This is a genomic window from Nonomuraea sp. LP-02 (genome assembly GCF_036289125.1).
GTDB lineage: Bacteria > Actinomycetota > Actinomycetes > Streptosporangiales > Streptosporangiaceae > Nonomuraea > Nonomuraea bangladeshensis.
Window position 1 is genome coordinate 210351 of sequence record NZ_JAXCLK010000001.1, and the last position, 21873, is coordinate 232223.

The following is a 21873-nucleotide window of genomic DNA, read 5'->3' on the forward strand; positions in this document are numbered from 1 at the left end:
CCTCCGCCGGGCGGCCTTCGCCGTTCCTCCGCTCAAGCGACGCGCCCGGCCGGCGCGGACCAGGTGTCGCAGGCGGCGGGGGAGCCGGCCCGGTGGCCGCGCTCCAGCCAGCGGGCCCGGTTGACCCCCTTGCCGTGGCTGCGGACGCCGTCGAAGTCGTCACCGCTCGCCCTGGCGGCCTCCACCAGTGCCGCCCAGTCCTGCCCGGTGCGCCCCAGAGAGCCCTGCACGCTGCCCAGGAACACTCCCGCGAGGCAGTCGGCCTGCAACTCGTAGCGGCGCCGCGCCGCGCTCTCACGCGCCTTGGGGAGGCCGACGCCCATGAGGCGCTGCACGTGGTGGCCGTACTCGTGGGCGGCGACCTTGAGCGGATAGAGGTCCGTGCGGTTCTCGATCCAGGGGCCGGTGAGCGGGAAGACGAGCGTACGCCGCTCCACGCAGTAGAACGCCGCCGCCTGCGCGGGCCAGTCCCCGCCGCACACCCGGTCGGCGGGCTCGTCGAAGTACCGCACCACGGGTTTCGCGAACGCCCGCCCCGCCTTCGCGAAGTACGTCCGCCACGAGGCGTCCAGGCAGCCCACGACCGTCTGCAGGTATTCCCGGGTCCGCGGGATCCCCCCGGAGCTGATCGCCGGCTCCGGGCACGAGGTGACCGGCAGCCTGCCCGCCTTCTCGCGGAACGCATCCTGGACGGCGGCCCCGGCCGGAGCGGGCGGCAGGGAGGTCGCCAGGACCGCGGCGAGGACAAGGGCGCGCTTGATCGGGAGGAATCGCACGATCGGCAGCTTAACCAGCGACCGCGTGTGGCACGATGAGGGAAGCCACCCGGCGAAGTTCGCTTTCGCCGGGCGGCATCCCCTACAGCGCGTCCGTGAGCCAGTCGATGATCTCGCGGACCACCTCGTCGGGAGCGATCCCGATCCTTCTGGCGAACCGCTGCGCCGACACGCTCCGTACGTGCTCGACCATGGCCCAGCTGGGCTTCTCCAGGCCCGTGCCGTCACAGCTGACGGAGATGTGGTTGTCCCATCCTCGATTCGTCGTGGTCAGCGGCACGACGATCTTGACGGGTGTGGCGGCGTTGAATCCGTCGTTGCTCACGACCAGCACCGGCCGGCGGAAACCCTGCTCGCGGCCGATGGGATCGCCCAGGTCAGCGAGCCAGATCTCGCCCTGGATCACCCTCATCTCTCTCCTCGGGGATCAGCCCTTCCCATTCGGGCGCGACGCGGGAAGAGCGCGGTGGGGGGCCCTGGACCGCCTCGGACTCGCCGAGGTAGTCGGCCCAGGCCCGGGGGTCCTCGTGTCGTGTCTCCTCCATCTGCTCCGCGACCCGCTGCCAGCGGTATTTCCTCTCCATCTCCCTGATGGCCTGGTCGATGATCGCGGTCATGGGCTCACCTGCCTTCTTGGCTAGCGCTGCGATCCTGTCCCGGGTCTTGACGCTGACACGTATCGTCGTCGCTTTCGGCTTCACGGCCATACTCCTGAGACTACGTCGGCGTCTTCCGGTGACACTACATGCTCGCAGTCACGCTCGCTTCATGTGCGGCAACTCTGCGTAAGGATGGTTGACTCTCCTGCATGAGTGATACGGCGTTGGTGCTGCTCCTTGGTGGTTCAGCGGTATTCGTCGGTGCGATCGTGCAGGGCAGCGTCGGGTTCGGCCTGGGGTTGGTGGCGGCTCCCGTGCTCACCCTGCTCGATCCCGACCTCATGCCGGGCGCCATCCAGGTCGTCAACGCGACGTTGCCGCTGTTCACGCTTGCGGTCGAGTGGCGCAGGGTGGATTGGAGGGGGCTAGGCTTTGCAGTGCTGGGCAGGGTGCCGGGGAGCGTCCTGGGTGCGTTCATCATTGTCTACGTTTCCATCTACACCCGTGGCCTCCTCGTGGCGGTCATGGTGCTCGTCGCGGTGGCGTTGACCGCGAGGGCGCTGAGCATGCCGCGCAACGGTGTGACCATCACCTCGGCGGGCTTCGTCTCGGGCGTGACCGGGACCGCCACGGGCATCGGGGGGCCGCCCATCGCGCTGGTCTACCAGACCGCCAAGGGGCCCCAGATCCGCGCCACGCTCGCCATGTTCTTCTTCCTGAGCGCGGTGCAGTCGCTGGCCATCCTGGCGATCGTGGGGGAACTGCCCGGGCGGGCCCTGTCGGCGGGAGCGACCCTGCTCGTCCCCATGGTGCTGGGATTCCTGGTGTCCGGCCCGCTGCGGCGCTACCTCGACGGTGGCAAGGTGCGGACGGCCGTGCTCGTCGTGGCCGCGGTGTCGGCCGTCGGGCTCATCGCGCAGAACGTGATCACGCAGGTCCTGCCCCGCTGAGCGGCGTCCCCGGCCTGGTGGGCACGCGGGGCCGACTGGCGCCCGCAGCATTACGCCCAGGAGTCCGCCGGGTTGAGGCTGCGTTTCTGGATTGTTACCCGAAACAACAAACTCCCGGCCCCGACCCCCTTCCAAAGCAGGCCGTCCGGGAATACGTTGCCGCAAACAACATTCATCCGGGCCCCTCCGGAAGAAAGGACCCTGCACCATGCGCAAGGGGATCCTCAGCCTGACCGCCGCGGCAGCCGCGCTCGCCCTCGGTCTCACCGCCTGCGGGGGCGACAGCGGTCAGACCACCACGTCGACCACCTCCGAGTCGGCCACGGCGGCGGCCAAGGCCGGCAAGATCGGCGTCATCCTGCCGGACAGCAAGTCCTCGGCCCGCTGGGAGACGGCGGACCGTAAGTATCTCGAAGAGGCGTTCAAGGCCGCCGGCGTCGAGTACGACATCCAGAACGCTCAGAACGACAAGACGGCGTTCCAGACCATCGCCGACCAGATGATCACGAACGGCGCCACCGTTCTCATGATCGTCAACCTGGACAGCGGCAGCGGCAAGGCCGTCATCGACAAGGCCAAGTCGCAGGGCGTCGCCGTGATCGACTACGACCGGCTCACGCTCGGCGGCGGCGCCGCCTACTACGTCAGCTTCGACAACACCAAGGTCGGCACCCTCCAGGGTGAGGGCCTGTCGAAGTGCCTGGCGGACAAGAAGGCGGACAAGCCGATCGTCGCCTACCTCAACGGCTCTCCCACCGACAACAACGCCACGCTGTTCAAGCAGGGCTACGACGGTGTGCTCAAGCCGAAGTTCGACTCCGGCGAATTCGTCAAGGGCCCCGAGGAGTCGGTGCCCGACTGGGACAACACCAAGGCTGGCACGCTCTTCGAGCAGATGCTGACCGAGCAGTCGAAGATCGCCGGCGTCCTGGCCGCCAACGACGGTCTCGGCAACGCCGCCATCACCATCCTGAAGAAGAACGGCCTCAACGGGAAGGTCCCGGTCACCGGCCAGGACGCGACCGTCCAGGGCCTGCAGAACATCCTCGCCGGCGACCAGTGCATGACCGTCTACAAGGCGGTCAAGAAGGAGGCCGACGCCGGGGCCAAGCTGGCGGTGGCGCTGGCCAAGGGCGAGAAGCCCACGGCGAGCTCCAGCGTCAAGGACCCGGAGAGCGGGCAGGACGTCCCCGCCGAGCTCATGGAACCGCAGGGCATCTTCTTCGACAACGTCAAGGACGTGGTGGCCGACGGTTACGTGACCAAGGAGGAACTGTGCACCGGTGACTTCGCCGCGAAGTGCACCGAGGCCGGAATTCAGTAGAACCGAGAGGGGTACGGCCCGCGTCACCGGCGCGGGGCCGTACCCTCCCCTCTAGGGAGCCCCATGACCCCCCTCCTTGAAGTGCGCGGGATCGACAAGAGCTTCGGTCCGGTCAAAGTCCTGCACAACGTAGAGTTCTCCGCCTACGCCGGCGAGGTCACCGCTCTGGTCGGCGACAACGGGGCGGGCAAGTCCACCCTGGTCAAGTGCATCGGCGGCATCTATCCGATCGACGCCGGCGAGATCTTCTTCGACGGCAAGCCGGTGCACATCCACACCCCGCGCGACGCCGGCGAGCTGGGCATCGAGATCGTCTACCAGGACCTGGCCCTGTGCGACAACCTGGACATCGTCCAGAACATGTTCCTCGGCCGGGAGCGCAGGAGCGGGCTCCTGCTCGACGAGGACACCATGGAGGAGCTCGCCGAGAAGACGCTCAGCAGCCTGTCCGTGCGCACCGTGAAGTCCATCAGGCAGCAGGTCTCCAGCCTGTCCGGCGGGCAGCGGCAGACCGTCGCCATCGCCAAGGCCGTGCTGTGGAACAGCAAGGTCGTCATCCTCGACGAGCCCACCGCCGCCCTGGGCGTGGCCCAGACCGCGCAGGTGCTCGAACTGGTCCGCAGGCTGGCCGACACCGGCCTCGCCGTCGTCCTCATCTCGCACAACATGAACGACGTGTTCGCCGTCTCCGACCGGATCGCGGCGCTCTACCTCGGCAGGATGGCCGCCCAGGTCAAGACCTCCGACGTGACGCACCCGCAGGTCGTCGAACTGATCACCGCAGGCCGCAGCGGGGAACTCGGTCTCAAGAACGGGGTCACCCCATGAGCAAGGTCAAGGAACTGCCGGGCGAGGCCATCGTCGCCGCGACGCAGGCCCCGTCCATCGGCAACAGCTTCCGCGCGTACGTCCAGCGCGTGCGCGGCGGCGACATGGGGTCACTGCCCGCCGTCCTCGGCCTGGTGGTGCTCTGCGCGGTGTTCGCGATCGCCCGTCCCTCGTTCGTCACCGCGATCAACTTCGCCAACCTCTTCACCCAGGGCGCCGCGATCACGCTCATCGCGATGGGCCTGGTGTTCGTGCTGCTGCTCGGCGAGATCGACCTGTCCGCCGGGTACGCGAGCGGCGTCTGCGCGGCCGTGCTGGCCGTCACCCTCGCCAGTCTCGGCCTGCCCTGGTACGTGTGCGCGCTGGCCGCCATCCTCACCGGCGTGGTCATCGGCGTCGTGCTCGGCGCGCTGGTGGCCAAGGTCGGCATCCCGTCGTTCGTGGTGACGCTGGCCGCCTTCCTCGCCTTCCAGGGCCTGGTCCTGGTGCTGGTGAAGGAGGGCACGAACATCTCGGTCCGCGACCCGGTGATCCTCGCCATCGCGAACAAGAACCTGGAGCCGTGGCTCGGCTGGGCGCTCTACGCCGTCTGCGTGGGCGGCTTCGCGGCCATCCAGCTCATCCGGGCCGCGCGGCGCGCCAAGCGCGGGCTCACCGCCGACCCGCTGTCGCTCATCGCCTTCCGCGTGGGGGCGCTGGCGGTGCTGGCCGGCGTCGCGGTGTTCGTGCTCAACCTGGAGCGCAGCCGCAACCCGGCGCTGGTCTCGCTCACCGGCGTGCCGATCGTGGTGCCGGTCATCCTGGTGCTGCTGGTCGTGTGGACGGTCATCCTGCGCCGCACGGCGTTCGGCCGCCACCTGTACGCGGTCGGCGGCAACACCGAGGCCGCCCGCCGGGCCGGCATCCCGGTCGACCGGCTCAAGATCAGCGCGTTCGTGATCTGCTCGGCGATGGCGGCCGTCGGCGGCATCGTGGCCGCCTCCCGCGCCAGCTCCGTCGACCCGAACACGGGCGGCAGCTCGGTCCTGCTGTACGCGGTCGGCGCGGCGGTCATCGGCGGCACGAGCCTGTTCGGCGGCAAGGGCCGGGTGCTCGACGCCGTGCTCGGCGGCGCCGTGGTGGCCGTCATCGAGAACGGCATGGGCCTCATGGGCTACGGAGCCAGCGTCAAGTATCTGGTCACGGGGTGCGTGCTGCTCCTCGCCGCGGGTGTCGACGCCCTGGCGCGCAGGCGGGCGGCTGCCGCTGGTCTAAGGTGATCAGCGACCCGCAGCCTTCCAAGGAACCCCAGATCATGCGTGCCGGCCCCTCGCAGGAGGACATCAGGCGCCACAACCTCGGCGCGCTGCTCCGCCACGTCCACCTGGGCGGGCCGACCTCGCGTGCCGAGCTCACCGCCAAGATGGGGCTCAACCGCAGCACGATCATGGCGCTGACCTCCGACCTGACGGCGGCGGGGCTCGTACGCGAGGAGCTGCCCCGCGAGACCGGCCGGGCCGGCCGCCCCTCGCTCGTGGTCCGGCCGGAGTCGTCGCGGGTCTACGTGTTCGCCTTCGACGTGGGGCCCGACCGGCTCGCGGCCGCGCGTGTGGGGCTGGGCGGGGTCATACTCGACCGGCGCGAGGCCGTACGCCGCCGCGACACGTTCGAGCTGGACGAGCTGACCGGCGCGCTGGCCGGTTTCGCCCGGCAGATGCGCCGCAAGACCAGGGCCGACACCGTCTGCGTGGGCGCGGCGGCGGCCGTGTCCGGCGGGGTGCGCAAGGCCGACGGCGTGGTCACCTTCGGCCCCAACCTCAAGGCGGAGGAGGTGCCGTTCGGCGAGGAGCTGGGCCGCAAGCTCGGCCTGGGCCTGCCGGTCAGCGTCGGCAACGACGCCAACCTGGCCGCGCTCGCCGAGCACAGCCGCGGCGTCGGCGTCGCCGTCAGGGACCTCATCTACCTGCACGGCGACGTGGGCATCGGCGGCGGGATCATCGCCGGCGGCCAGTTGCTCGGCGGCCACGACGGCTACGGCGGCGAGGTCGGCCACATGGTCGTCAACCCGGGCGGCCGGGCCTGCGGCTGCGGCTCGCACGGCTGCCTGGAGGCCGAGGTGGGGGAGCGCGCCCTGCTGGAGGCGGCCGGCCGCTTCGGCGCCGGGCAGCAGGGCCGCGACGCGGTCCGGGCCGTGGTCGAGGCGGCCGACCGCGGCGACATCGTCGCCCAGGAGGCGCTGAGCCGCACCGGCGAATGGCTCGGCCTCGGCGTCGCCAACCTCGTCAACATCTTCAACCCCGAGATGGTGATCTTCGGCGGCATGCTGCGTGAGGTCTATCTCGGCTCGGCCGCGCAGGTGCGCACGCAGCTCACCCTGCACGCCATGGCCGCGCAGCGCGAGCAGGTGCGGCTGCGCACCTCCGCGCTCGGCGACTCCGCCACCCTGGTCGGCGCGGCGGAGCTGGCCTTCGCGCACGTCCTCGCCGACCCTCTGGAGGTCCTGGCCCGCGCGAACGGCTGACCGCCCGCTCAGCCCACTTTCGCCCGCGCCGCCGTCCAGGTGTTGCAGAAGCCGGTGGCCCCGCCCCGGTAGCCGCGGTCCTGCCAGAACGCCAGGTTGCGCGGCTTGCCGTGCACCTCGCTCTCCTCCGCCTGCCGTACCGCGTCGAGCCAGTCGTCCCACGCGATGCCCGGCCCGATCGACTTCAGCGCGGCGCTGTAGAAGACGCCCGCGTAGCACTCGGCCTGCATCTCCAGCCGGTGGCTCAGCACCGTGCGCGCACGCTCCGAGGCCGGCAGGTACAGCGCCTCGTGCGCCTTCAGCACCCCGGTGAGCTGCTGGACGTGGTGGCCCCACTCGTGGGCGACCGAGTGGGCGACGTTCATCCTGAAGGGGTCGCGCAGGTCGTGCCGGGTGATGCGGACGACGATCGCCCGCTGCTCCGGGCAGTAGTGCGCGCCCGCGCCCGTGAGGCGCCCGCAGATCGAGTCCGCGCCGGACGTGATCGTCACCTCGGGCGAACTGTACGGCAGCCCGGCCGCCGCGAACCGCTCCGCCCAGAAGCGGTCCGCGCACGTCGCCATGGCCCGGTGGAAGGCGCGCAGCGAGCCCGCCGACCCCACCTTGATCGCCGGCACCGCGCAGCTCAGCCGTGGCAGGTCGCCGCCCATGACGTGGGAGAGCGAGCCCTGCCCGGTGCGCGGCGCGGCCAGCGCGGGCTCACTCGCGACCACACTGGCTGCCATCGACACGGCCACCGCCACCGGCACGAGAACAGTGCGCACGATGGCGGATCATAAATCAATATGTCCTTTTTTGTTAGGACACCTTGGACTTGGGGGCCTTCCACGTGTTGCAGGCGCTCGCCGACTCCTTGGCGAAGCCGCGCTCCAGCCAGTAGCCGACGTTGGCGCCGCCGCCGTGGGTCTCCTCGCCGGGCTCCTTCAGCCCGAAGACCGACAGGAAGGAGCCGCTGCCGTTGTTCCTGACGAGGTAGTACCAGTCGTCGTGGGAGCGGCCGAGCGAGTGCCACACGTCGCCGATGAACGCCGCGCCCAGGCACTCGGCCTGCAGCTCGTAGCGGCGGCTCTCGTCGAGGACGCGCCGGGTGTTCTTGCCGGTGTACTCGGTGCCGGCGTCGAGCATGCCGGTGAGCTGCTGGACGTGGTGGCCGTACTCGTGCGCGAGCACCAGCATGAGCCGCAGGTCGTCCGGGTTGCGCAGGAAGTCGGGGGAGAGCCAGTAGGTGATCTTGTTGTTGCGGGTGCAGTAGAGGGCCTGCGCGCCGGCGGGGAAGCGGCCGCAGCCCGTCTTCGCGCCGAGCTTGGTGATGACCTGGAACGACGGCTTGCTGAACTTGTAGCCGGCCTTCCTGATCTTCGGCGCCCAGGCCTCGTTGAGGCAGTCGAGCACGCCGGTGAGGTACTTCTTCACGTCCTGCGGGTCGCCTGGCGCGGCCTGCTCCTCCTGGCACGTCCCGAGGTCGAGCTCACCGGTCTTGTAGACCGGGTTGGCGGTCAGCACCGGCTTGTATGCCGGAGCGGCCGCCGCGTGAGCCGTGCCGCCTAACAGCACGCTCGTCAGGACGCCCGCCAGGAGCGTCGATCGAGGGATACGCATGGGACGGCACCCTAGTGAAGACGGAGCTCCAGGTAAAGAACGTTTTCAGGTGACGTTCCGGGCCGCCGAGGCCCAGGTGTTGCAGGCGGCGGGAGTGCCCCGGTTGAAGCCCCGGGTCATCCACGCGGCCTGCGTCGGTCCCTTGCCGTGGTCGTTCTGCGGCCAGCCCTTCGCGCCGTTCTTGCGGAACCAGTCCACCGTGTACGACCAGTCCGCGTCCGTCACCAGCGAGGTGCCCTTCATGGTGCTCATGAAGATCGCCGAGAAGCACTCGGCCTGGAGCTCGGACCGGCGCGACAGCAGCAGCCGGCCGGCCTTGCCCGCGCTCGAACGCGCCGTCCAGTAGTAGCTCCAGATGCCGGAGATCTGCTGGACGTGGTGGCCGTACTCGTGGGCGATCAACCGGGTGATGCCGAGCGGGAACGGGTTGCGGAGCTGGTCGCGGCTGATCATCAGGTACATGGTGCGGTCGGTGGAGCAGTAGACGCCGTCCGCGCCGGCGTTCCAGGCCCCGCAGGGCGTGCGGACCTTGCCGGTGATGATGCGCAGCTTCGGCTTGCTGAAGGGCATGTCCGCCTTGGCGAACTGCGCGGCCCACGCCTTGTTCAGGCACGCCGTCACCCGCAGCAGGAAGCGCCGGTAGGCCGTCATGCTGCCCGCGGGCAGCTCTCCCGGCGAGCAGTTCACGTCCGTCAGCCGGCCGGTGCCGTAGAGCGGGCTGGCCGTGGCGAGGCGCCTGCCGGGCAGCGGCACCTTCTTGGTCTCGGCGCCGTTGACGGGAGGGGAGACGATCTGCTGCGCCTCGTTCACGGGCCTGGCCGAGGTCGTGGCGGAGTCTGCGAGTACGAACACCAGACCGGCCGCGGCGAGCACCAGCGCCAGCAGGGCGGAGACGATTGCCACGATCTTGCCAGTTTGTGCGGAGTTCATAGGTACCGAAAGACTAGGTCAAGATCGGACATATGTGGGTGGAATTGACTCGATGGAGTCAGTGAGGCCTCGGCGAACTAGACTCAGGGCGTCGGCTGACAACAGCAGAGGGGAGTCGAATCCGTGAGCGGGTTGCTGGGTTCGATCGCAGGACCGCAAGACGTCAAACGGCTCGCCGCCGAGGAGCTGCCGCGGCTCGCGGGGGAGATCCGTGACCTGCTGGTCGACTCGTGCGCCCGGTTCGGCGGCCACCTCGGCCCCAACCTCGGCGTGGTGGAGCTCACCATCGCGCTGCACCGCGTGTTCGACTCCCCGCGCGACCCCATCATCTGGGACACCGGCCACCAGTCCTACGTGCACAAGGTGCTCACCGGCAGGGCCGGCGGCTTCGCCGCGCTCAAGCAGGAGGGCGGCCTGTCCGGCTATCCGAGCCAGGCCGAGTCCGAGCACGACTTCGTCGAGAACTCCCACGCCTCCACCGCGCTGTCCTACGCCGACGGCCTGGCCAAGGCGTTCAAGCTGCGCGGCGAGCGCGACCGCACGGCGGTCGCGGTGATCGGCGACGGCGCGCTGACCGGCGGCATGGCCTGGGAGGCGCTCAACAACATCGCCGCCGTCAAGGACCTGCCGGTCGTCATCGTGGTCAACGACAACGGCCGCTCCTACTCCCCGACGATCGGCGGCCTCGCCTCCCACCTGTCCTCGCTGCGGGTCAACCGCCGCTACGAGGACTTCCTCGGCTACGTCAAGGACAAGATCGGGAACGTTCCCGTGCTCTACGACGCCCTGCACGGCGTGAAGAAGGGCGTCAAGGACGTCCTCGCGCCGCAGGCCATGTTCGAGGACCTCGGACTCAAATACGTCGGCCCCATCGACGGCCACGACGAGCAGGCCATGGAGGCGGCCCTGCGCAAGGCGCGCGGCTTCCGCGGGCCGGTCATCGTGCACGCGCTCACCCAGAAGGGCCGCGGCTACAGCCCGGCCGAGAACCACGACGAGGACCAGTTCCACTCCCCGGGCGCCTTCGACCGGGCCACCGGCGCGGAGAAGCCCAAGGGCCGCATCTGGACCAACGCCTTCAGCGAGGAGCTCGTCCGGCTCGGCAAAGAGCGCGAGGACCTCGTCGCCATCACCGCCGCGATGCTCCACCCGACCGGGCTCAACGCCTTCGCCGAGCACTTCCCCGAGCGCATCTACGACGTCGGCATCGCCGAGCAGCACGCGCTGACCAGCGCCGCCGGGCTCGCCCTAGGCGGCCTGCACCCGGTCGTGGCCGTCTACGCCACGTTCCTCAACCGGGCCTTCGACCAGCTGCTCATGGACGTCGCGCTGCACCGCCTGCCGGTCACCGTCGTGCTCGACCGGGCGGGCGTCACCGGCGACGACGGCGCCAGCCACAACGGCATGTGGGACCTGTCCATCCTCCAGGTCGTGCCCGGCCTGCGCATCGCGGTGCCGCGCGACGGCGACCGCCTGGCCGAGCTGCTGCGCGAGGCCGTCGAGGTCACCGACGGCCCCACCGTGCTGCGCTTCCCCAAGGGCCCGGTGGCCGAGCCCGTCGAGGCGGTCGGCAAGCTCGGCGAGATGGACGTGCTGCTGACCCCGGCGGCCGAGCCCGACGTGCTGCTGGTCGGCGTGGGCCCGATGGCCCAGGTCTGCCTCGACGCCGCCCGGCTGCTCGACGCGCAGGGCATCGCGGCCACCGTCGTGGACCCGCGCTGGGTCAAGCCGCTGGACGAGGCGCTGGCGCCGGCCGCCGCCGTGCACAAGCTGGTCGCCGTCGTCGAGGACAACGGCCGCGTGGGGGGCGTGGGCGACGCCGTGGCCCGCCTGCTGCGCGACGCGGACGTCGATGTGCCCGTACGCACCTTCGGCGTCCCGCAGGAGTTCCTCGACCACGCCAAGCGGGCGGCGATCCTCGGCCGCGTCGGCCTGACCGGCCAGGATCTCGCCCGCCGGATCACCGAGGCCGTCGCCAGGCGCACCTCCTCCGCCGCGGAGGCCGTCCGCCCCTGACGACCTGGCCCTGAGGATCCGGCGCCGCCGTACGCACCACGCGAGGGAATGACCGCCCAGGGTGTGGGAAGGACCAACGGCCGTGAACATCTTTCGCACGAAGAGCGTCGAGCAGTCGATCCGCGACACCGAGGATCCGGAGCATCAGCTGCGCAAGCGCCTGACCGCGCTGGATCTCACGGTCTTCGGCATCGGTGTGATCATCGGTACCGGGATCTTCGTGCTCACCGGGCAGGTGGCCAAGGAGACGGCGGGGCCGGCGGTGGCGCTGTCGTTCGTCGTGGCGGGCGTGGTGTGCGGCCTGGCGGCCCTCTGCTACGCCGAGTTCGCCTCCACGATCCCGGTCGCCGGGTCGGCCTACACCTTCGCCTTCGCCACCCTGGGCGAGTTCCCCGCCTGGGTGATCGGCTGGGACCTGATCCTGGAGCTGGCGCTGGCCGCGGCGGTGGTGGCGGTCGGCTGGTCGGGCTACTTCGCGTCGATGCTGGAGTCCATCGGCCTGCCGCTGCCGGCCGCGATCGCCGGCGACACCGCCGTGGTCAACCTGCCGGCGGTGATCATCGTCGCGATCCTCACGGCGGTGCTGGTGGCCGGGATCAAGCTGTCGTCCCGGGTCAACCTGATCCTGGTGATCACCAAGGTCGCCGTGGTGCTGGTGGTGATCGTGGCGGGGCTGTTCTTCGTCAAGGCGGCCAACTACATGCCGTTCATCCCCGAGGCGGTGAGCACGCCGCGCGTGGAGGGGGTGAAGGCGCCGCTGTTCCAGGTGCTGTTCGGGATCACGCCGGTGGCCTTCGGGGTGCTCGGCATCTTCTCGGCGGCGGCGGTCGTGTTCTTCGCCTTCATCGGCTTCGACGTCGTGGCGACGGCCGCCGAGGAGACCATCACGCCGCAGAGAGACGTGCCCCGCGGCATCTTCGGCTCGCTGGCCATCTGCACGGTCCTCTACGTCGCCGTCTCCCTCGTGGTCGTCGGCATGCAGCACTACACCCAGCTGAGCACCGCGGCGCCGCTCTCCGACGCCTTCATCTCCGTCGGCCAGGACTGGCTGGCCACCATCATCAGCCTGGGCGCCCTGGCCGGCCTCACCACCGTCGTCCTGGTGCTGCTGCTGGGCCAGACGCGGGTGCTGTTCGCGATGTCGCGCGACGGGCTGGTGCCGCGCTCACTGTCCCAGGTGCACCCCCGCTTCGGCACGCCCGCCAGGCTGACGCTCGTCATCGGCGTGGTGACGATGGCGCTGGCCGGGTTCGTCTCGTTCGGGGAGCTGGCCGAGCTGGTCAACATCGGCACGCTGTTCGCGTTCGTGGTGGTCTCGATCGGCGTGTGGGTGCTCCGGCGCACCCGTCCCGACCTGCCGCGGTCCTTCCGCGTCCCGCTGGTGCCGCTGCTGCCGATCCTGTCCGTGCTGGCCTGCCTCTACCTGATGCTCAACCTGCCGGTGGAGACCTGGCTGCGGTTCGTCATCTGGATGGCGGTCGGCGTGCTCGTCTACTTCGGCTACGGCTACCGGCACAGCAGGACCGGGGGCGCGGGGGCCCGCCGCTGAGACGCGAAAAGGGGCGGACCGAGCCCAGTCCGCCCCTCCCGCCCACGGTCAGGACAGCAGCGCCCCGCCGGCGGCCTTCATCACGCAGGCGTTGCGGTAGCCCTTGCTCCACTCCACCTGCTTGCCGCCCCAGGTGCCCTTGATGACCACCGCGTACGGCTGGACCTCAGCGCCGCAGGTGTTGCTCTTCGGGACGTGCATCGTGCTGAGGTCGCCCTTGTACTTGCGCAGCACGTCGCAGGCCGCCTTGGCGTGCGGGTGCGTGCCGCCGTCGGGGTTGCAGCGAAGGGTGACCCCTCTGGTGGGGGAGCCCTTCACCGCGACGGCGATCTTGAGCTTGCCCTTGGCGGGGCGGGGCGCCTGTGCGAGGGCGGGGGACGCGCACGCCAGGAACGCCGCGCACAGGGCCATCGTGCCGATTGCTCGCTTCATGATTACTCTCCGTTCGTCGTGCGGGACGTAACGCTACGGCGGCGAAGGTCATGAAATGCGGAGGCCCGGACCGGGCCTCCGTAAAGAACGTCGGCAGGGTCAGGCCGGTACGGAGGCCACACCGGGAGGAAGGAAGCGCGGCTGGGCGATGCCGGTCCTGTCCAGATAAGGCGTGATGCCCCCCAGATGGAACGGCCAGCCGGCGCCGAGGATCATGCACAGGTCGATGTCCTGCGGCGCGGCCACCACGCCCTCGTCGAGCATGGTCCGGATCTCCCCGGCCAGCGCCTTGAGCACCCGCTCGCGGACCTCCTCGGCCGTGGAGGGCCGGTCGCCGCCCGCGAAGAAGGCCACCGCCTCCGGGTCGAGGGTGAAGTCCGGCAGGTAGACGCCCGGCTTGCCGGCGGCCACCAGCTTGGCCAGGTTCGCCGAGACGCCGAAGCGGTCGGGGAATGCCTCGTGCAGCGTCTCGGCCACGTGCAGGCCGACGGCCGGCCCGACGAGCTGCAGCAGCGCGAACGGCGTCATCGGCAGCCCGAGGCCGTCCAGCGCGTGCTCGGCGACCTCCAGCGGCGTGCCCTCGTCCACGGCCGCCACGACCTCGCCCATGAAGCAGGTCAGCAGCCGGTTGACCACGAACGCCGGGGCGTCCTTGACCAGCACGGACGACTTCTTCAGCGTCCTGCCGACGGCGAAGGCCGTGGCGAGCGTGGCGTCGTCGGTCGCGGCGCCCCTGATGATCTCCAGCAGCGGCATGACCGCGACCGGGTTGAAGAAGTGGAAGCCGACCAGCCGCTCCGGGTGCGCGAGGCCGGCGCCCATCTCGGTCAGCGACAGCGAGGAGGTGTTGGTGGCGAGCACGCACTCGGCCGTCACCACGGCCTCCACCTCGGCGAACACCTGCTTCTTGACCGCCATGTCCTCGAAGACGGCCTCGATGACGAAGTCGGCGTCGGCGAAGGCGTCCTTGGTCAGCGAGCCGGTGACCAGCGACTTCAGCCGGTTGGCCTGGTCGGCGGAGATGCGGCCCTTGGCCTGCAGCTTGTCGGCCTCGGCGTGGACGTAGCCGACGCCCTTGTCGAGCCGGGCCTGGTCGAGGTCGGTGAGGACGACCGGCACCTCCAGGCGGCGGGCGAACAGCAGCGCCATCTGCGAGGCCATCAGCCCCGCACCCACCACGCCGACCTTGGTGACCTTGCGGGCCAGCGCCTTGTCCGGCGCTCCCGCCGGCCGCTTGGCCCGGCGCTGCACCAGGTCGAACGCGTAGAGCCCGGCCCGCAGCTCGTCGCCCGTCAGCAGGTCGGCCAGCGCCTCGTCCTCGGCGGCGAAGCCCTCGTCCCGCGAGGCGGTCTCGGCCTTGGCGATGAGGTCGAGGGCCCGGTAGGGGGCGGGGGAGGCGCCGCGCAGCTTCATGTCCACGAGGAAGCGCGCGTCGGCGACCGCCTTCTCCCAGCCGTCGTGGGCGGCGCGCTCGACCGTCACCTCGCCCTTGAGCACCCGGGACGCCCAGCGCAGCGACTCCTCGAGGAAGTCGGCCGGCTCGAACATGGCGTCGGCGACGCCGAGCGCGAAGGCGTCGGCGCCCTTCGTCACGCGGTTCTGAGCGAGCGGGTTCTCGATGATCAGCTTGATCGCGGCGGCCGGGCCGATGAGGCGCGGCAGGAGCTGCGTGCCGCCCCAGCCCGGCACCAGGCCGAGGAAGCACTCCGGCAGCGCCACGGCGGGCACGCCGGAGGAGATCGTCCGGTACGTGCAGTGCAGCGCGATCTCCAGGCCGCCGCCCATGGCCGCGCCGTTGACGAACGCGAACGACGGGACGTCCAGCTCGCCCAGCCGCCGGAAGACGTGGTGGCCGAGCGCGCCGATCGCGAGGGCCTCCTCGCGGGTGCGCAGCGCCGCCGCGCCCTTGAGGTCGGCGCCGACGGCGAAGATGAACGGCTTGCCGGTCACGCCGACGGCGGCGAGGTCGCTCCGCCCGGCGATCTCCGTCAGCGCCTCGTCCAGCGCGAACAGGCCGAGCGGGCCGAAGGTGTTGGGCTTGGTGTGGTCGAAGCCGTTGTCGAGGGTGATCAGCGCCATCGTGCCCGCGCCGCCGGGGAGCTGCACGTCGCGGACCAGCGCCTTGGTGACGACCTCGTCGGGGTTGCGCTCGCCCAGCAGCGCCCGCCAGTTCTCGATCGTGCTCATGCCAGGTTCTCCCAGATCACAGTGCCGCCCATGCCCATGCCGACGCACATGGTGGTGATGCCGTAGCGCACGTCGGGACGCTCGCCGAACTGCCGGGCGAGCTGCGTCATCAGCCGCACGCCCGAGGAGGCGAGCGGGTGGCCGTAGGCGATCGCGCCGCCGTAGGGGTTGACGCGGGGGTCGTCGTCGGCGATGCCGAAGTGGTCGAGGAAGGCCAGCACCTGCACGGCGAACGCCTCGTTGATCTCGAACAGTCCGATGTCGGAGATGTCGAGCCCGGCCAGGCGCAGCGCCCGCTCGGTGGACGGGATCGGGCCGACGCCCATCACCTCGGGGTCCACGCCCGCGAACGCGTACGACACCAGCCGCATCCGCGGCCCGAGCCCCAGCTCCTCGGCCACCTCGCGGGCCGCCACGACGCAGCCGGTGGCGCCGTCGTTGATGCCGGAGGAGTTGCCCGCCGTGACGTGGCCGTGCGGCCGGAACGGCGTCTTGAGCGCGCTCAGGCCCTCCATCGTGGTGCCGGGGCGCGGCGCCTCGTCCTCGACGGCGAGCCCCCAGCCCTTCTCCGCGGTCCTGATCGCCGTGGGGACGAGATCGGGCTGGATCCGGCCGTCGGCGTACGCCTTGGCCGCCTTCTCCTGCGACAGCACCGCGTACGCGTCCGCGCGCTCCTTGCTGATCGCCGGGTAGCGGTCGTGCAGGTTCTCGGCGGTCATGCCCATGACGAGCGCGCTCGGGTCGACCAGCTTCTCGGACAGGAAGCGCGGGTTGGGGTCGACACCCTCGCCCATCGGGTGGCGGCCCATGTGCTCGACGCCGCCCGCGATCGCCACGTCGTACGCGCCGAACGCGATGCCGCCCGCCACCGTGGTGACGGCGGTCATCGCGCCCGCGCACATGCGGTCGATGGCGTAGCCGGGCACGGTCTTCGGCAGCCCGGCCAGGACCGCGGCCGAGCGGCCGATGGTCAGGCCCTGGTCGCCGATCTGGGTGGTCGCGGCGATGGCGACCTCGTCCACGCGCTCCGGCGGAAGGTTGGGGTTGCGCCGCATGAGCTCGCGGATGACCCGGACGACCAGGTCGTCCGCACGGGTCTCCGCGTACAGCCCCTTCGGCCCTGACCGGCCGAAGGGCGTGCGCACGCCGTCGACGAACACGACGTCACGAGAGGAAGGCACGGATTCGCTCCTCGTTCTGGATGGGATTCCGTGCCTATGCTACTCGTCAGTAACTACTCCGCAGACGAGGGCGGCCGTGAGCAACGTGTAGACCCAGCCCGTCGCGGGCTCCCAGAGATGGGCGCGGGCCCCGACCAGGGCGGCGACCGCCAGGGTCGCGCCGGTCCAGAGCGCCGCGCCCGTCCTCGGACGCGCGCCGGGGCCCGGGTCCCACGGGTCGCCAGGTGACCCTCCCGGGCGCGGGGCGCGCGCCGGCATCCCCGTGGAGTCCCGTGCCCACCACAGGAGGAACGACACCCCCGCCGCCAGGCCGATCATCACCGACGCCTCGACCGCCCAGGTCAGCACGGTCGCCACGGATTCGAACCCGGCCCGGCGCAGCAGTTGCGGCAGGCTGCCGCCCAGCAGCAGCGTGACCGCCCAGCCGGCGGCGACGGCCAGCCGGGTGAGCGGCCGGGCCCGGCCCGAGCGGGACACGGCGTACAGCTCGCGCTCCTTGCGGCGTACCCGGCGGGCGCGCAGGCCCCACATGCACTGGGTGACCCCCAGCGCGGGCAGGGCGGCCGCGAAGATCGCCAGGGAGACCACGGCGAGCGCCGGCGTGTGCTCCCGCGCGGACCGGTCGGCGAGCACCTGGGCGGCGGCCAGCAGGGCCAGGGAGGCGACGAGCGCGATGCAGGCGCGGTGGCGGGCGGCCCGGGCCCCGGCCCGCAGCGCGGCAAGCTCCGCGGCCCCGGGAGGCGGCGGTATCTCGGTCAGCAGCATGAACGCCATGATGACGGCAGCACGCGCGGTGACGCCGGAGTACGCGCGGTTCGGATGGAGCCCTTGCCTGCCGCTGGACGAAGGTGAGCAAGGAGTGGCGGACGGGCCATAGCCTGCGGAGCCTGCGGAGGGCGAACTGGCGTGAGGGGCCGGCGTCACGGGGCCTTCGGGGGTCGTGGTGGGTCAAGAAGCGGAGATTTGTCGTCGTGGCTGCTTGTTTGTGACTAAGCTGCGCGATCATGGCGCAAGGGATGGACCGTGTGAGAGCAAGACCTGGCAATACGGTTGCGGGTTCCCCAGTCGCCCCGGGTTCGCGGCGGTCACGAGATGACGATCCGCGCCCCCGGCGCAAGTCCCTCACGCCACTGGGATGGGTGAGCGTGGGGCTGACCGGGGTGCTGGTGGCGGGAACACTGGGCGGCTACGCCTACTACCGCAGCATTCTCGCCGGCATCGAGCAGGAGGAGATCGTGGTCGACGCGGCCCGGCCTCCCGAGACCGGTGCGCTCAACGTGCTGCTCGTCGGCTCCGACTCGCGCGAGGGCGACAACAAGAAGTACGGCCCCAAGTCGCAGGGCCTGGGCGAGCGCACCGACACGATCATGCTGCTGCACATCTCCCCCAACCGGGACAAGGCCACCATGATCAGCTTCCCGCGTGACTCGATGGTGCAGGTGCCCCAGTGCACGGGCCACAACGGCACCGTGATCGGGCCCGGTATCCGGCAGATCAACGCCGCCTTCAACGACGGCGGCATCAACTGCACGATCAAGACGCTGGAATCGCTCACCAACATCAAGATCAACCACTTCGTGAAGGTCGACTTCACCGGCTTCAAGGGCATCATCGACGCGCTCGGCGGCATCGAGATCTGCCTGCCCAAACCGGTCAACGACCCCAAGGCGAAGCTGGTGCTCGGCGCGGGCAAGCACGTGGTGAGCGGCGAGCAGGCCCTCGGGTACGTCCGCACCCGTTACGCGCTCGGCGACGGCAGCGACCTCAGCCGCATCCAGCGCCAGCAGGTCTTCCTCACCAAGGTGCTGGCGAAGGTCACCGACGGCGGCCTGCTCACCAACCCGGTCAAGCTCAACGGCTTCCTCCATTCGGCCGCCGCCGCCGTCACCGTGGACAGCGGGCTGACTCCGGACCGGATGCTGGAGATCGCCGACAGCGTCAAGGGGCTGACGGCCAAGGAGCTCAAGGGCATCACGGTGCCGGTGGAGGCGTACCCGCAGGACAAGAACCGGGTGCAGTTCAGCGAGCCGGCCGCGCGCAACTTCTTCGAGGCCGTGCGCAACGACGTCGAGGTCACCGCCACGCCCACGCCCGGCAAGCCGGCCGCGCCGAAGATCGAGCACGGCCAGGTGCGGGTGCAGGTGCTCAACGGCACCGGCGAGCAGGGCAAGGCCACGCAGGTGGCCGAGGAACTGGCCGCGCAGGGGTTCGCGGTCATCCAGGTCGGCAACGCGCCCGCCACCCCCGTCACCGCCGTCCGCTACGCCAAGAAGGACGCCCAGGACGGGCCGGCGTACGCCGACGCGGTGGCCGCCCGCCTGTCGAAGGACAAGCGGACGCCGACGGCGGGCAAGGTCGCGCCGCTGAACACCGACGCCTACCAGTCGAAGGTGCCCGCGCCGAAGGGCGGGCCGGTCGTGCAGCTCGTCATCGGGGCCGACTGGCCGGGGGTGCGGGTGTTGTCGGCGATCCCTGACTCGCTCAAGGACAAGGTCGTCGACGTCACCACCGATCCCTGCAAGTAGGGCGGTCCCGCGTCCCTTCTGTGCTGGGCCGCGAGCGACGGATGTTACTTAGAGTGATTTTAGAGAAACGCGTGGAATTTCCGGACAAGTCGGGTTCGACTCTGCTAAGAAAGGGCGCGGTCACAATACGTACTTAGAGAGGTCCCATCGTGGTGCGCGACGAGAACGACAGGCCATACGAGGACGGCCAGGGGAGGCCGGTCAACCCGGACCTGACGGGCGACGTGCTGTCCCCACGGTGGAGCACGGACGACACCGACGAGCAGCCCGCCATCCAGGTCTCGCCGGCCGGTGAGCCCTACATCCTGCCCGAGGCCGGCCGCGACGTGCTCGACGACCTCCCGCCGGACGCCCTTTCCGCCGCCGGTCAGGGGCCCGCCGGTCAGGGGCCCGCCGGTCAGGGGCCCGCCGGTCAGGGGCAGGGCGGCGAGCCCGCGTACCTGCCGCTCGACCGCGCCTACGACGGCCCGTCCGACGACGACCGGCCCGCGAGCGGGTACGACGGCGACGTCCGCGAGGGCGGCTCGTACGACGCGGGCGCGTACGGCAACGCCTCCTACGAGGCGGGCTCGTACGACGAGGGCGCGTACGACGGGGGCTCGCGCGACAGCGGCGCCTACGACACCCGCTCCTACGACAACAGCGCCTACGACAACGGCTCCTACGACAACGGCTCCTACGACAACAGCTCCTATGACGGCGGGACCGACGACGAGCGGCCCCGGCGCGGCTTCCTCGGCTCCGGCTGGACCGACGACTCCGAGGACGCCGACCGCCCCGAGCGCTCCGAGCGCGAGGGGCGCGGCCGTACCCGGATGCTGGTGCTGGCCGCCGTCGCGGTGGTGCTGGTCGGCGTGGGGGCGGGCTTCGCGCTCACCGGAGGCTCCGACGACCCGTGCGCCGACGGCCGGTGCGCGAGCGCGGGCCAGGTGAGCACGCCCACGGACTCCGCCGCCTCCGACGACGAGGCCGAGGAGGAGACCACCGAGCCCGCCGAGGAGGAGACCACCGAGCCGGCCGAGACCCCGACGGCGGACCCGTCCCCGACCACCACGCAGGCGCGGCCGACCCGTGAGCCGGCCGCCCGGCCCACGGCCACCCGGAGCGAGGAGCCGGCGTCGCGGCCGACCGCGCGCTCGTCCCGTTCGCAGGAGCCCGAGATGCGGGACACCGACGACCAGGCCGGGACGGTCCGCGACTCGCAGACGGAGCAGCAGCGTACGCAGACCGAGCAGCGCAAGGAGGCGGAGGAGAAGCCGGCCGAGGAGCCCGTCACCCAGGAGCCCGCGCCGACGCCGACCCAGGAGGAGCGGAAGGGCCTGTTCGACTACCTCTTCCCCTGGGCCTGAGCCTCCGGTCAGGGAAACGGCCCCGGCCGTGGTGTCGCCCGGGGTCGGGGCCGTGCGAGGATGCGGATCACGGTGCTGTTCGGGCACAATGGAAACCGCTTTCCAAGGGGGAGGTCTCGTGGTCACGCTTGAGGACGTCGCCAAGCAGGCGGGCGTCTCGCTGGCGACCGCCTCGCGGGTGCTCAACGGCAGCACCCGCCAGGTGGGCGCGGCCCTGCGGGCCCGCGTCGAGCAGGCCGCCGACGAGCTGGGCTACCGCGCCAACATCGCGGCCCAGACGCTGGCCAGGGGAGCCGGGAACGTCATCGGCATCGTCGTGCACGACCTGACCGACCCCTACTTCGCCGCCCTCGCCGACGGCGCGATGCGGGCCGCGGCCACCCAGGGCCTGCTGGTCATGGTGGGCACCACGCACCGCGACCCCGAGCAGGAGATCGCCTACGTCGCCACGCTGAGCGCCCAGCGCGTCCGCGCCGTGCTGCTGGTCGGCTCCCGTGTGGCCGACCCCCAGGTCACCGGGCGGCTCCGCGACGAGCTGGCCCGATACCGGGCCGGCGGCGGCCGGGCCGCCTGCGTCGGCCAGGACCTCCTCGGCGTCGACACCGTCGCGCCGGCCAACCGCGCGGGCGCGGCGGAGCTGGCGCGGGCGCTCGCCGGGCTCGGCCACACCCGCTTCGCGGTGCTGGCCGGGCCGCCGCACCTGGTGACGGCGGCCGACCGGTGCGCGGGCTTCGCCGGGGCGCTGGAGGAGCTGGGGCTGCCCGCGCCGCAGATCGTCCCCGGGCCGTTCGACCGCGACGGCGGCCATGAGGCCGCGCGGCGCGTCGATCCGGACGTCACGTGCGTGTTCGCGGTCAACGACGTCATGGCCGTGGGGGCGCTGGCCGCCTACCGCGAGGCCGGGGTGCGGGTGCCGGAGGACGTGTCGGTGGCCGGTTTCGACGACATCGTCACGCTCCGTGATCACGTTCCGGCGCTGACGACCGTACGGCTGCCGCTCAAGGACATGGGGGCGCGGGCGCTGGAGCTGGCGCTCGCCGAGGACGTCGCCCCAGTGGTCGAGCAGGTCGCCGGCGAGGTCGTGCTGCGCGAGAGCGTACGGAGGCTCGGTTGACGCGCGCGGGCGGG

20 protein-coding genes are annotated in these 21873 nt (G+C 71.1%); 10 read left to right on the forward strand and 10 right to left on the reverse strand.

Annotated elements, in window-relative coordinates:
• Positions 1-32 precede the first annotated feature (32 nt).
• The 3 genes from SMD20_RS00970 to SMD20_RS00980 all read right to left on the reverse strand — a co-directional run bounded on the left by SMD20_RS00970 (position 33) and on the right by SMD20_RS00980 (position 1477).
• A complete protein-coding gene (locus SMD20_RS00970) occupies positions 33-776 on the reverse strand; it encodes a neutral zinc metallopeptidase (protein WP_329573873.1) in 744 nt (247 codons plus the stop codon).
• Positions 777-858: 82 nt separating this feature from the next.
• Positions 859-1188 carry a type II toxin-antitoxin system PemK/MazF family toxin gene (locus SMD20_RS00975; RefSeq protein WP_329573875.1) on the reverse strand — a complete coding sequence of 110 codons (330 nt, stop codon included), beginning with the start codon at positions 1186-1188 and terminating at the stop codon, positions 859-861.
• Complete coding sequence (locus SMD20_RS00980) at positions 1154-1477, reverse strand: hypothetical protein (RefSeq protein ID WP_329573877.1); 324 nt, start codon at positions 1475-1477, stop codon at positions 1154-1156. Before SMD20_RS00980 ends, SMD20_RS00975 begins: the two co-directional genes overlap by 35 nt.
• A 107-nt stretch (positions 1478-1584) precedes the next feature.
• Here SMD20_RS00980 and SMD20_RS00985 point away from each other — a divergent pair, with 107 nt between their 5' ends.
• The 5 genes from SMD20_RS00985 to SMD20_RS01005 all read left to right on the forward strand — a co-directional run bounded on the left by SMD20_RS00985 (position 1585) and on the right by SMD20_RS01005 (position 6977).
• A complete protein-coding gene (locus SMD20_RS00985; RefSeq protein ID WP_329573878.1) occupies positions 1585-2325 on the forward strand; it encodes a sulfite exporter TauE/SafE family protein in 741 nt (246 codons plus the stop codon).
• Positions 2326-2533: 208 nt separating this feature from the next.
• Positions 2534-3649, forward strand: a complete 1116-nt coding sequence (locus SMD20_RS00990; RefSeq protein ID WP_329573880.1) for a sugar ABC transporter substrate-binding protein — start codon at positions 2534-2536, stop codon at positions 3647-3649.
• 63 nt (positions 3650-3712) lie between these two features.
• Positions 3713-4477, forward strand: coding sequence for an ATP-binding cassette domain-containing protein (locus tag SMD20_RS00995; protein WP_329573882.1), 765 nt, complete (start codon positions 3713-3715; stop codon positions 4475-4477).
• The gene (locus SMD20_RS01000) at positions 4474-5736 is read left to right on the forward strand and encodes a sugar ABC transporter permease (protein WP_329573884.1); all 1263 of its coding nucleotides are present in this window, start codon (positions 4474-4476) and stop codon (positions 5734-5736) included. The genes SMD20_RS00995 and SMD20_RS01000 overlap by 4 nt, the downstream gene beginning before the upstream one ends.
• Before the next feature lie 35 nt (positions 5737-5771).
• Entirely contained in the window at positions 5772-6977 is a 1206-nt protein-coding gene (locus SMD20_RS01005) for an ROK family transcriptional regulator (RefSeq protein WP_329573886.1), read from the forward strand.
• An 8-nt stretch (positions 6978-6985) separates the two neighbouring features.
• Here the strand turns inward: SMD20_RS01005 and SMD20_RS01010 are convergent, their stop codons facing one another.
• From SMD20_RS01010 to SMD20_RS01020, 3 genes are read right to left on the reverse strand one after another with little or no spacing between them, the layout of a single operon-like run.
• Complete coding sequence (locus SMD20_RS01010) at positions 6986-7741, reverse strand: neutral zinc metallopeptidase (protein ID WP_329573888.1); 756 nt, start codon at positions 7739-7741, stop codon at positions 6986-6988.
• A 34-nt stretch (positions 7742-7775) separates the two neighbouring features.
• On the reverse strand, positions 7776-8576 hold the full coding sequence (locus tag SMD20_RS01015) for a neutral zinc metallopeptidase (RefSeq protein ID WP_329573890.1): 801 nt from the start codon (positions 8574-8576) through the stop codon (positions 7776-7778).
• Positions 8577-8621: 45 nt separating this feature from the next.
• Positions 8622-9479: a neutral zinc metallopeptidase gene (locus tag SMD20_RS01020; RefSeq protein WP_329573892.1), complete on the reverse strand. Its 858-nt coding sequence runs from the start codon at positions 9477-9479 to the stop codon at positions 8622-8624.
• A 159-nt stretch (positions 9480-9638) separates the two neighbouring features.
• On the opposite strand from SMD20_RS01020, the gene dxs reads away from it, so the two are divergent.
• Positions 9639-11522 carry a 1-deoxy-D-xylulose-5-phosphate synthase gene (gene dxs, locus SMD20_RS01025; protein WP_329592378.1) on the forward strand — a complete coding sequence of 628 codons (1884 nt, stop codon included), beginning with the start codon at positions 9639-9641 and terminating at the stop codon, positions 11520-11522.
• Between the two features lie 82 nt (positions 11523-11604).
• Positions 11605-13071, forward strand: a complete 1467-nt coding sequence (locus SMD20_RS01030; protein WP_329573894.1) for an amino acid permease — start codon at positions 11605-11607, stop codon at positions 13069-13071.
• A gap of 48 nt (positions 13072-13119) precedes the next feature.
• On the opposite strand, the gene SMD20_RS01035 is transcribed toward SMD20_RS01030, so the two are convergent.
• From SMD20_RS01035 to SMD20_RS01050, 4 genes are all read right to left on the reverse strand, one after another.
• Entirely contained in the window at positions 13120-13503 is a 384-nt protein-coding gene (locus SMD20_RS01035; protein WP_329573895.1) for an SSI family serine proteinase inhibitor, read from the reverse strand.
• A gap of 99 nt (positions 13504-13602) precedes the next feature.
• Entirely contained in the window at positions 13603-15690 is a 2088-nt protein-coding gene (locus SMD20_RS01040) for a 3-hydroxyacyl-CoA dehydrogenase NAD-binding domain-containing protein (RefSeq protein ID WP_329573896.1), read from the reverse strand.
• Positions 15687-16850, reverse strand: coding sequence for a thiolase family protein (locus tag SMD20_RS01045; RefSeq protein ID WP_218155836.1), 1164 nt, complete (start codon positions 16848-16850; stop codon positions 15687-15689). Before SMD20_RS01045 ends, SMD20_RS01040 begins: the two co-directional genes overlap by 4 nt.
• Positions 16851-16910: 60 nt before the next feature.
• Positions 16911-17636 carry a hypothetical protein gene (locus SMD20_RS01050; RefSeq protein ID WP_329573898.1) on the reverse strand — a complete coding sequence of 242 codons (726 nt, stop codon included), beginning with the start codon at positions 17634-17636 and terminating at the stop codon, positions 16911-16913.
• 374 nt (positions 17637-18010) lie between these two features.
• Here SMD20_RS01050 and SMD20_RS01055 point away from each other — a divergent pair, with 374 nt between their 5' ends.
• The 3 genes from SMD20_RS01055 (at position 18011) to SMD20_RS01065 (ending at position 21859) form a co-directional block, all read left to right on the forward strand.
• Complete coding sequence (locus SMD20_RS01055; RefSeq protein WP_329573900.1) at positions 18011-19396, forward strand: LCP family protein; 1386 nt, start codon at positions 18011-18013, stop codon at positions 19394-19396.
• A gap of 149 nt (positions 19397-19545) precedes the next feature.
• On the forward strand, positions 19546-20745 hold the full coding sequence (locus SMD20_RS01060; protein ID WP_329573902.1) for a hypothetical protein: 1200 nt from the start codon (positions 19546-19548) through the stop codon (positions 20743-20745).
• Between the two features lie 118 nt (positions 20746-20863).
• Entirely contained in the window at positions 20864-21859 is a 996-nt protein-coding gene (locus SMD20_RS01065; protein ID WP_245774834.1) for a LacI family DNA-binding transcriptional regulator, read from the forward strand.
• The last annotated feature ends 14 nt before the right edge of the window (positions 21860-21873 follow it).